Origin of the sequence: Methylotetracoccus oryzae (genome assembly GCF_006175985.1) — a bacterium.
Taxonomy (GTDB): Bacteria; Pseudomonadota; Gammaproteobacteria; order Methylococcales; family Methylococcaceae; genus Methylotetracoccus; species Methylotetracoccus oryzae.
Map to the genome: position 1 here is coordinate 48,443 of NZ_SRSH01000028.1, position 8,160 is coordinate 56,602.

General features: G+C 64.4%; 8 protein-coding genes. 4 read left to right on the forward strand and 4 right to left on the reverse strand.

Annotation, left to right across the window (positions count from 1 at the left end; translation table 11 throughout):
- Positions 1–51: 51 nt before the first annotated feature.
- The 3 genes from BWR02_RS19945 (at position 52) to BWR02_RS19955 (ending at position 2,694) form a co-directional block, all read left to right on the forward strand.
- Complete coding sequence (locus BWR02_RS19945; protein WP_139559665.1) at positions 52–1,401, forward strand: sensor histidine kinase; 1,350 nt, start codon at positions 52–54, stop codon at positions 1,399–1,401.
- Positions 1,398–2,063: a response regulator gene (locus tag BWR02_RS19950; RefSeq protein WP_139559666.1), complete on the forward strand. Its 666-nt coding sequence runs from the start codon at positions 1,398–1,400 to the stop codon at positions 2,061–2,063. Before BWR02_RS19945 ends, BWR02_RS19950 begins: the two co-directional genes overlap by 4 nt.
- Before the next feature lie 202 nt (positions 2,064–2,265).
- Complete coding sequence (locus tag BWR02_RS19955; protein ID WP_139559667.1) at positions 2,266–2,694, forward strand: desulfoferrodoxin family protein; 429 nt, start codon at positions 2,266–2,268, stop codon at positions 2,692–2,694.
- Between the two features lie 84 nt (positions 2,695–2,778).
- Here BWR02_RS19955 and BWR02_RS19960 read toward each other — a convergent pair whose 3' ends face one another.
- From BWR02_RS19960 to BWR02_RS19975, 4 genes are all read right to left on the reverse strand, one after another.
- Entirely contained in the window at positions 2,779–3,105 is a 327-nt protein-coding gene (locus BWR02_RS19960) for a hypothetical protein (RefSeq protein WP_162560256.1), read from the reverse strand.
- Between the two features lie 165 nt (positions 3,106–3,270).
- Complete coding sequence (locus BWR02_RS19965; protein ID WP_139559669.1) at positions 3,271–4,350, reverse strand: hypothetical protein; 1,080 nt, start codon at positions 4,348–4,350, stop codon at positions 3,271–3,273.
- Positions 4,351–4,513: 163 nt separating this feature from the next.
- Positions 4,514–4,801, reverse strand: a complete 288-nt coding sequence (locus tag BWR02_RS21140; protein ID WP_201276340.1) for a helix-turn-helix domain-containing protein — start codon at positions 4,799–4,801, stop codon at positions 4,514–4,516.
- Positions 4,788–7,142 carry an FdhF/YdeP family oxidoreductase gene (locus tag BWR02_RS19975; RefSeq protein ID WP_139559671.1) on the reverse strand — a complete coding sequence of 785 codons (2,355 nt, stop codon included), beginning with the start codon at positions 7,140–7,142 and terminating at the stop codon, positions 4,788–4,790. The genes BWR02_RS21140 and BWR02_RS19975 overlap by 14 nt, the downstream gene beginning before the upstream one ends.
- A gap of 331 nt (positions 7,143–7,473) precedes the next feature.
- Here BWR02_RS19975 and BWR02_RS21145 point away from each other — a divergent pair, with 331 nt between their 5' ends.
- The gene (locus BWR02_RS21145) at positions 7,474–8,040 is read left to right on the forward strand and encodes a ubiquitin family protein (protein WP_201276341.1); all 567 of its coding nucleotides are present in this window, start codon (positions 7,474–7,476) and stop codon (positions 8,038–8,040) included.
- Positions 8,041–8,160 lie beyond the last annotated feature (120 nt).

An 8,160-nucleotide genomic window follows, 5' to 3' on the forward strand; every position in this document is an offset into this window, starting at 1 on the left:
CCGCCGTGAGCGATTTGCGAACACTGCACCGAGGCGCTACCACCCACTGTCATGAGGCTGCAAGTCCACCTGTTGAATCGCATCGCCGCGATGGGGCTTGCCTGTTGGCTCGCGACCGCCGGCCTGCTTCTCTACCGCAGCGACCACCAGGCGCGGCAGGATACGCGCGCCACGGCGGAAGCCATGCGCCAACAGTTGGAGCTGCAACTCATCAAATGGGGAGCGACCCTGGGCTTGCGTGACCCCTTTCCTGACCTGCAATCCTGGCAGCCGAACACCTTGGGCATCGGTGACTGCATCGTCTTCGGAGCTACGGGGGCTGCCGCACCGCGCGGATTCTGCAACGGGCTGGAACCGGAGACCACGGCGTCGCCGCCCGCTTTTGCCTGGCTTTACCGCAGCTTGTTCAGCTCGGGTGAACCCGTCGCACTGCCGGTCAGCTACCGGAACCGCCGATACGGGACCGTGACCGTCATCCCCAGCGCCCAGCGCGAGCTGGCGGCGGCATGGGCCGACGTCAGCAGCCTGACGACACTCGCGGCGCTGATGGTGTTTTCGGTCTGCGCGCTGGTGTATTGGAGCGTCAACCGTGCTCTGGAACCGTCGGCACGCATCGTCGCGGGGCTGGAAGCGATGCGGAACGGCAAGCTCGCCGTCAGGCTCCCATGCTTCGAACTCAACGAATGGCGCAGTATTGCCGGAGCGGTCAATCAACTGGCCGCTGCGCAACAGCAATTGCTTGCCGAGCGCCAGGCACTGGCAGTCAAGCTGATGAACCTGCAGGAGGAAGAGCGACGCGATCTGGCCCGCGAACTCCACGACGAGTTCGGGCAGTGCCTGACCGGCATCAACGCGTTGACTGCATCGATCACCCAGGGGGCAAAGGACAGATGCCCGGACCTGGTCGACGAAGCCCAGCGGATCGGCGATATCGCCCAACGCCTGCTCGCCGGCATTCGCGGTCTGCTGCGTCGACTGCGGCCCGCGGAACTCGACGAGGTCGGATTGAAATCCTCGCTGGAAAGCCTGGTCGCCGACTGGAATCGCCAGCGCCGGACCCGCTTCGACCTGAACATCGACGGAGACTGCTCGACCCTTCCGGACGCCTTGACGGTCGCTTTGTTTCGCATGGTTCAGGAATGTCTGACGAATATTGCCAAACACGCCGAGGCCCGCCACGCCCGCATCGCACTGACTGTCGGCACGGAAACCGCCACCCTGATCGTCGCTGACGATGGACTGGCGACGTGCGTTCCGCAGCCTTTCGGCATCGGCTTGCTCGGCATGCGGGAGCGCGTCAGCGCCCTCCATGGCCGCATGGCACTCGGCATCGCCGAGCCGCACGGCCTGATCGTGACGATCCAGCTGCCGCTCGAACCCGAGTCCACATCCGCAACGTGAACACGGCACCCATCGGCATCCTGCTGGTCGACGACCATGCCATCGTGCGCGAAGGCTATCGCGCGCTGTTCGCCAGGCAGCCCGGTCTCCGGGTGCTGGCCGAAGCCGGCGATGGCGCGACAGCCTACCAGCTCTTCAAGGACCAACACCCCGATGTGGTCATTACCGACATCTCGCTGCCGGGAAGCAGTGGGCTGGAACTGATCTCGCGCATCAAGCAGCGCGCGCCGAAAGCCAGGATTCTGGTGTTCAGCATGCATCAGAATCCCGGCATCGTGCTCACGGCCATCCGCGCGGGCGCCTTGGGTTATGTCACCAAAAGCAGCCCGCCCGAGGTTCTACTGCGCGCGATCAGCGATGTCCAGGCGGGCCGGCATGCGTTGAGCGCCGACATCGCGCAGGCGCTGGCGATTGAGCAGTTGCGCGGAGAACAACTGGCGCTGGACGCGCTGACCGTGCGCGAATTCGAGATCCTGATGCTGCTGCTCGACGGGAAAGGCGCCGGGACCATTGCCTCGACGCTCAATATCAGTCCGAAGACGGTCTGCAATTGCCACTACCTGATCAAGCGCAAACTCGGCGTAGGCAGCGACATCGAACTGGTGCGGCTGGCCATCAAGCTCAACGTCATGGACTTGCTGCAGCTCGCAGCAGCGCCTTGAGCCTGTCGGACGACGCGTAGTCAAGGGACGGGCGGACGACGGGGCCCCAAACCCGAGCGTTCCCGTCGGTCTTGCGGCCCGTCGAAACCCCGGTGTACAGTGAAGCCCGCATCGCGCCGACGCTCAGCGAGCGGGCGACATCAGCCTGTCAAAGCAGACCGAATTCCAATCGTTCACACTGTCCACTTCTCGAGGAAAGCTCATGGATCGCCGCAGTTTCATTCGTTTGTCCGCCATTGGCGGAGGCGCCGGCCTGATTGCGCCAAGCACCGTTCTGGCCGAATTGCCGCAGTCGCCTGCGGCCGGTGGCATCTACTACACCAAGGACGCACCGGGTCGCTGGAGCGCCAAAGTCCAAACCCATCTGCCGCTGATCGAGAAGGAAAAGATCGACGGCGGCCTGGGAATCCGCGTCATCACGCCGCATGAGATGAAGGGCTGCGAGCACTACATCGTCAAGCATGTGCTGCTGGACAGCCGCTTCCAGTTCCTGCAGGAACACCTGTTCGACCCGCAGAAGGACAAGTCGCCCATTTCCAGCTTCGAACTCAAGGGCTACGCGTCGGGGCCCCTCTACGCGCTCAGCATGTGCAATCTGCACGACGTCTGGCTGAACATGCTGGAGGTCTGAGCCCGACGACGCTGTGATCAATGGCCCCGCCGGTCCGTGCGAAACTCCGCGTCATCCGACCGTAATGCAATCCGCGCGGTACCGTCAGCGCCGCCAACGTCTGGGCGACGTGGGCGGCGCCAGCGGCAATTCGCCGGCGCATCCGTAGACGCCGAGGAAGCGCTCGATTGCCGGAGTGATCAGGGCCGCCACATCCTGTGGCGGTCGGTCCTTACGGGCCATCGGCTTACTCCGGTTACCCAGGGCAATGTTCAGGAGCCTCGCCCGTAACCCGCGCAGCTCGCGATCGGTCTGGTTGGCCCACTCCCGGGCCAGACTCTCCGACACAAAAGTCTCCGTCATTGGCACCAGTCCACCGATCTGCACGACGCTCTCCCATCTGCCCGTCCGCAGCCGCCTCGTGGTAATCATGGTCGCTACCTCAGCCAAATCACTTTGGCCGAAGTCTAGTCAGCAATGCGCAACGAAGGCCGCCGAGGTTGCCCCGGCACAAATGTCATCGCCATAAGGCAAGGTGCAGTGGCACCAAGAGCCAGACGCGGGGCGACACCGCGTTAATGCTCCCGCCGCCCTGCGTCAGCGCAAGACCTGCAAACAGTAATAACTGGCCAGCGTGTTGCAGGGCACGGCGCCGCTGTCGGTCCAGTCCGCGCCGAGAGAGTCGATCTTGCCGACCGTCCCGGTGACGCCTGCCGAGATGGTCGTCCAGTCGTTGCACGAGGGCCCGGCCGCGACACCGGCGGTCGTGACATTGGTCCAGGCCAGCGTGCCGGCGGGCAGCGGATTGCCCTTCACGTCCCGGTTCAGCGGCGCCCGCAGACAGTCCGTTCCGCTCGTCCCCTTGTTGCAGGTCATCAAGTCCAGCAGGTTGTTCGCAACCACCGTTCCGTTCAGGGTCTGCCATGGCCCTTTCGTCGGGTCGACCATCAGGCTCGGCGACAAGCCGTTGGCGGCGACCCAGGGAACGAAATCGCCCTTCAAGCCGGCCTCGCGGGCCACGAAGTTGCAGGCGTCGTTGACTCCGGAATAACCATCGCCGAAACCTTCCGAGGTCGGTAGCGTGGCGAACGCGATGTAACCGAAGACCGTCAGCGGGGTCGCCAGCGCCTCGTGTTTGCTTTGCGGATGCTTGCAGCCATCGCCGTGCTCGGTGTTCGGTGCATGGTCGCGGACACCATCCAGATCGCTGCTGACCCAAACCGACACATGGGCGCCGAGGGCTTTCGGATCGACGTCGAGGGTGCTCACCGGGATACGGAAACGCACGCGATTCCCCGCAGCGTGGCTACGCCCAGGCCCGAAGTGCCGACCTTTCCGCCGTTGGACAATCGTATCGGACGGATCGCGACAGCCGGCCGTGGCTCGGTTCAGGCCCGCTTCCCCGAGATAAGGCGGCGCGTGATCCAGGTGCACGGTATAGACCGTCTGCGGCAGGACATAGTCGCACAGCCTCAGCTCCACGTGAAGTTCGTCCGTATCGCGCAGATACCGGGTTTGCACCGACTGGATGTCGGCGCTGCCGCCGCCGACATCACAGTTATCGATGTCATGCAATTCGACCGGCGGCGGGGTAACGGCGGAGGAGAAGGGGCTCACCATCGAGCCACACACGGCAAGGAACGATAGACCGGCTGAACGGGCAAAGCGCGAAGGCATGCAGAACTCCCTGTCGTGGATGGAAATTACGGCGTAGGGCTACACAGCGTATGACCAGACTATCACAAGCGGGCCAAAGGCTATCGACCCTGTCAACGTGGAGACGCGCCCTAGAGCGGGTCACTTAGCGGTCAGGTCATTCACAAATCCGCCCGCATCCTGATCACTGCGTTCGTCGGCGCGCTGATCCAATTGAGTCATGGTGCGCTAACGAAACACTCCCGCTCCCGTCCTCCCCCAGCGTGACCCGGACGACACCGGCTTCTTCGAGCAAGGTCAGATAGCGTCGTAGAGTGCTTTGGCGCAGGCCGGTGCGCTTGGCGAGACGCGCCAGGCTCAAATCGCGGCCGGTGCCTTCCATCGCGTGCGCGGCGAGCACGTTGAGGATGGCGGCCAGGCCCGGGTCGAGCGCGTCCTCAGCGGTTTCGGGAGACGAGTCATGCGGCAACACGGGAGCGCTCCAGCAGCACGGGAATGGATTTCGAAGTCGGCGTGCGGGCCTTGTCGGCGTAGCTGTCCAGTGGCACCAGCGGGTTCGTCTCCGGGTAGTAACCGCCGATGCAGCCGGGCGGGATGTCGTATTCCACCAGCCGGAAGCCCTCCGCGCGGCGTTCGATGCCGTCATCCCACAGGCTGGTCAGGTCGACGAATTCGTCCGGCTTGAAGCCCAGCCGCTGCAGATCGACCGCGCTGATGAACAGGATGCGGCGCTGGCCGAACACGCCGCGGTAGCGGTCGTCCAGACCGTACACGGTGGTGTTGTACTGATCGTGCGAACGGGTCGTCATCAGCGTCAGCATCCGGTCGCCGTACTTGGCCCGCGCGCGGTGGATCGCGGTATCCTTGGGCAGGCCGTGGACCTTGAACTCGGCCTTGCCGCTGGCCGTCAGCCAGATGCGCTCGCGCGAGGCGACGCCGAGATGAAAACCGCCCGGCTTCGCGACGCGGGCGTTGAAGTCGTGAAATGCGTCGTAGACCTGCGCGATCGCGTCGCGTATGCGGGCATAGTCCTCCGCATACCAGAGCCAGCGAATGCCGCAATCGGGCAGCGCCGCGTGCGCCATGCCCGCGACGATCTCGATCTCGGACCGGCACTCGGGCGAGGCTGGCTTATTGATGCCATAGGACAGGTGCACCATGCTCATCGAGTCCTCGACCGTGACGCCCTGCGGACCGGCGGCGGTCCCGTGGACCTCGGTGCGGCCCAGCGTCGGCAGGATCAGCGCGTCGCGGCCGTGCACCAGATGGCTGCGGTTCAGCTTGGTCGCGATGTGCACGGTGAGGTTGCAAGCCCGCATCGCGTCGAACACGCGGGGCGTGTCGGGCGCGGCCATCACGAAGTTGCCGCCCAATCCGACGAACACCTTGACCTTGCCGTCCAGCATCGCCTGGATGGTCGCGACGACGTCGTAACCGTGATGCCGTGGCGGCTCGAAGCCGAACACCTGGCCGAGCCGGTCGAGAAACTCCGGCGTCGGCTTTTCGTCGATGCCGACGGTGCGGTCACCCTGCACGTTCGAGTGCCCGCGCACCGGACACAGGCCGGCGCCGGGCCGGCCGATGTTGCAGCGCATCAGCATCAGGTTGGTCAGCATTTGCACCGTCGCGACCGCATGCTTGTGCTGGGTCAGCCCCATGCCCCAGGTCGCGATCACGGCCTTGCCGCGGACGTAGATCTGCGTCAGCTGCTCGATGTCGTCGCGGCTGACGCCGGAGTCGGTCACCAGTTCGTCCCAGCTCTCACGACGCAGATCGGCGGCGAAGGCGTCGAAATGGGCCGTGTGCTCGGCGATGAAGTCCACATCCAGTACGCGCGCACCGCCCGCGGCGACCGCCTCGTCGTCCAGTTCCAGCACCCGCTTCGCGACACCCTTCAGCAACGCGAGATCGCCGCCCAGGGTCGGGCGGATGAACACCGAGCTGATCGTCACACCCTTGGGCGACAGCATGTCGAGCATGTGCTGCGGACTCGCGAAGCGCTCCAGGCCGCGCTCGCGCAGCGGGTTCACCGACACGATCGTCGCGCCGCGCTTGGCCGCGGCGCGCAGCTCGCCGAGCATGCGCGGGTGATTGGTCGCCGGGTTCTGCCCGAACAGGATTAGCGTGTCGGCCTGGTCGAAATCCTCCAGCGTCACCGTGCCCTTGCCGACCCCGACCGTTTCCGGCAGGCCGACGCTGGTCGGCTCGTGGCACATGTTCGAGCAGTCCGGGAAATTATTCGTGCCGAAGCGGCGCACGAACAGCTGATACAGGAAGGCGGCCTCGTTGCTGGCGCGGCCGGAGGTGTAGAAGGCCGCACGATTCGGATCGTCCAGCGCGTGCAGATGCCGTGCGATCAGCGCGAAGGCGTCGTCCCAGGCAATCGGCTGGTAGGTGTCGGTCGCCGCATCGTAGGCCATCGGATGGGTCAGCCGGCCATGGCCTTCCAGTTCGTAATCCGACTGCTGCAGCAGTTCGGCGACCGTATGCCGCGCGAAAAACTCGGGCGTCACGCGCTTCGCGGTGGTTTCAGCGGCGACGGCCTTGACCCCGTTTTCGCAGAACTCGAAGGTCGACGTGTGCTCGCGATCAGGCCAAGCGCAACCCGGACAATCGAAGCCGTCGGGCTGGTTCTGGGCCAGCAGGGTCCGCGCGCCCTTGCCGGGGATGCGCTCCTTCAGCAGGTGGACGGCGACGTTCTTCAGCGCACCCCAGCCGGCGGCGGGGGCGTTGTATTCCTCGATCTTCGGTGACGACACGGGACACTCCGATGGTGGCGAAGGCTGGGAACGCAGCCTTGGTAAGGTCACCATGCTCGGAGATATCGGGCCAGCGCGTCCAATCGTTTGGATGGATGCGCTGATAAACGGGGGTTATGGGAGCTGCCAGCGATTACTCGGCACTCTCCGGAATCGGGCCATCTGTCCGGTGCGGACCCTTCGGGGCGTTCGAGGTCGCCTGGATGCGGCGTGAGAAAAGGGGGTATGGCGCAGTGAGCGACTATCCTTGAGGAACGACCGATACCTTCCGGCACTGAGGCTCATCATGAACACACATCATCGCAGGAGTAGCGCATGGAGCGCCCTGGTTATGGCAGCGGCGCTTTGCTTCGTCTCGTCAACCGCGTCCGCGATGCAGATTTTCGTGAAGACGCTGACGGGGACGACCATCACGCTCGACGTTGAGCCCAGCGACAGCATCGAGAACGTCAAGGCAAAGATTCAGGACAAGGAAGGCATTCCGCCCGATCAGCAGCGCCTGATTTTTGCCGGTCTCCAACTGGAAGACGGGCGGACGCTGAGTGACTACAACATCCAGAAGGAAAGCACGCTGCATCTGGTGTTGCGGCTCCGTGGTGATGCGCCGTGCCTGGCGACGGTGGATTTACGGCGAGGCGGTGCGCAAGACTGGATTCGTGTAACGAATCAGTCGACGGTACTGCAGGACGTGACGTTCACTGTTGTGTCGACGGATGCCACGAGCGTCAACCAAGGCTTCACTGTATCGCTGAACCCAGGGGCCTCATACCGGTCGACCATTCGCCAGATCTTCTCCTCCGCAGCCGTCAGCGGCTTTGATCCCAGTTACCTTGTTCAAGTGAACGGCAACGTGAACGATGCCGGCTGGCCGGTGCTCCAGGCCACCTACATCGACCGGGAAGCGCGACAATTCACCCCGATTATCTTCACTTGTCGGCTGCCGGGTACGTAGTCGCCCCTGCGAAATTCCTTCAACCGACGTTCGACAGCATCTGACCGGCCGACGCCGTTGGCGGCAGGGTGAGGTCGAGACGCTCGAAGCGGGGGCGCAAACGGGCGGTGGCGGCGGGCG

Bases quoted from the DNA above. Each gene is read 5' to 3' on its own strand.
- BWR02_RS19945 (WP_139559665.1), top strand. From the start codon at position 52: ATGAGGCTGCAAGTCCACCTGTTGAATCGCATCGCCGCGATGGGGCTT.
- BWR02_RS19955 (WP_139559667.1), top strand. From the start codon at position 2,266: ATGGATCGCCGCAGTTTCATTCGTTTGTCCGCCATTGGCGGAGGCGCC.
- BWR02_RS19960 (WP_162560256.1), bottom strand. From the start codon at position 3,105: ATGATTACCACGAGGCGGCTGCGGACGGGCAGATGGGAGAGCGTCGTG.
- BWR02_RS19965 (WP_139559669.1), bottom strand. From the start codon at position 4,350: ATGCCTTCGCGCTTTGCCCGTTCAGCCGGTCTATCGTTCCTTGCCGTG.
- BWR02_RS19975 (WP_139559671.1), bottom strand. From the start codon at position 7,142: ATGGTGACCTTACCAAGGCTGCGTTCCCAGCCTTCGCCACCATCGGAG.